General features: G+C 37.4%; 2 protein-coding genes. Both read right to left on the bottom strand.

Features of this window, described 5'->3' with window-relative positions; all coding sequences use genetic code 11:
- On the bottom strand, window positions 1-218 hold a 218-nt coding region (locus tag GMD1S_RS07605), incomplete at its 3' end, for a hypothetical protein (RefSeq protein ID WP_001035129.1).
- Between the two features lie 464 nt (window positions 219-682).
- Window positions 683-1,564, bottom strand: an 882-nt coding sequence (locus GMD1S_RS07600; RefSeq protein ID WP_000307308.1) for a G5 domain-containing protein, incomplete at its 5' end; no start/stop codon positions are given.

The following is a 1,564-nucleotide window of genomic DNA, read 5'->3' as shown; positions in this document are numbered from 1 at the left end:
GTATTATCTGGCAAAACAAAATCTGCAGTAAGACGGAATTCTTGCCAAATATCCAACCCTTGCGTTAAAGCTTCACCAGATCTGTTTTCAACACCAACACTAGTGATCACATCATTATACTCTGTCGCATGTACTTGCGTCAGAGGGGCAAATGATTGGAGAATAACTCCCAAACAAAGAATAAGGATCTGAATCCAAGATCTTATTTTCTTGTTCATTTAATCTTCCTTTCTTATAATATTCAGTTGTAAATGTACAATGTAATAGTAAACTAAATGATTGTCCCCAACTAATTACCATTCTCCTTTTTCAAGCGAAAATTATTAGCCACATTACATCCACATTTTATCATACTATGAAGAAAAAGGCTAGAACTATCAAGCAAATTTTTATAAAAAAAATCCAATTTTTTCTTACAGGTTGAAATCGACTTTTTCACATCCGTATATTAACCGCTTTGTATCTTTTCTTCTCCTATCATCGAAACAAAATCTGGTATATTTTACCGCCATTTTTTAAAAAATAAGTTCATCTCGTTTTCGATACCAGATAGTGTTTTTATCATTTTGGTTATCTGATTTCACAAACGTTAAATTGCTCTTTAGATAATACTTCTACCCATTAAAAAGACCAGGATTCCCTGGTCTTTCTAAGATACATTTAGAAGAAATACTGATTCATTCTAGTCTTCTTTTTTACCTTTAGTGGCCACTAGACCTGCACTCAAGCCAAGAAGAGCTAAACCTGCTGCTAGAGCTGCTTGACTTTCTGCACTTCCTGTATTTGGTAACTGTTCTTCTTGAACATGACTAGCTTCACTTGAAACAATTTCTTTTGTATCTGCTTTTTCTGATACTTGTGGTTTTGTAGATTCTTGAGGTACTGGTTTAGTTGTTTCACTAGCCGTACCAACTTCTACAATGCGATCCTGAGCCACGACTTTATCATAGCTTTCTTTTTCAGTTCGCTTGCCATTTTCAACTTCGATCAAGTGAACACGGATACCTTTTTGACCTTCTTGGAGAACACGAGTTTGACCCACTGGAAGCTGATCATTCTTTTGTTCCTGAACCTTAAAATCAATTGTTTCTTCTTCAACTACAAGTTCTGGTCTGTCGAGGACAAGATTCTTCACTTCGTCTTCTGGAAGAGAAGTTCCTGGTTTAGTACCAACCAAGACGATGCGGTCTGTCGGAGCCTCTACCACTTCACGGAGTTTTTCTTCCTTACTTCCACTAGGATTAACCGCCGTGAAGATCCGTTCCTTACCAACTTTTCCTTCTTGTTCTACACGAGTTTCACCTAGATACAGGGTTGAATCCTTTTTCTCAACTGTCTTATAGGCCAAATCTTTTTCAACAAATTCGAGTTTTGGAAGTTCTTCTTGTACAGCAGCAACAGTCTTCTCAGAAACTGGTTTTTCCTTAGTCAAGTGGATGCGGTATTCCTTGACTTGTTTTCCACTTTCTGAAACAAGGCGAACAAGTACTGGAAGGCTATCGTCTCCGCTATCTACAACTGTTGAAGCTACTTGATTACTTTCTTCGACTGAGACTTTTGGACG

The organism is Streptococcus sp. GMD1S (assembly GCF_000296875.1).
In the GTDB taxonomy this organism is placed as follows: domain Bacteria; phylum Bacillota; class Bacilli; order Lactobacillales; family Streptococcaceae; genus Streptococcus.
This window is presented reverse-complemented; position numbering and strand designations above follow the sequence as displayed.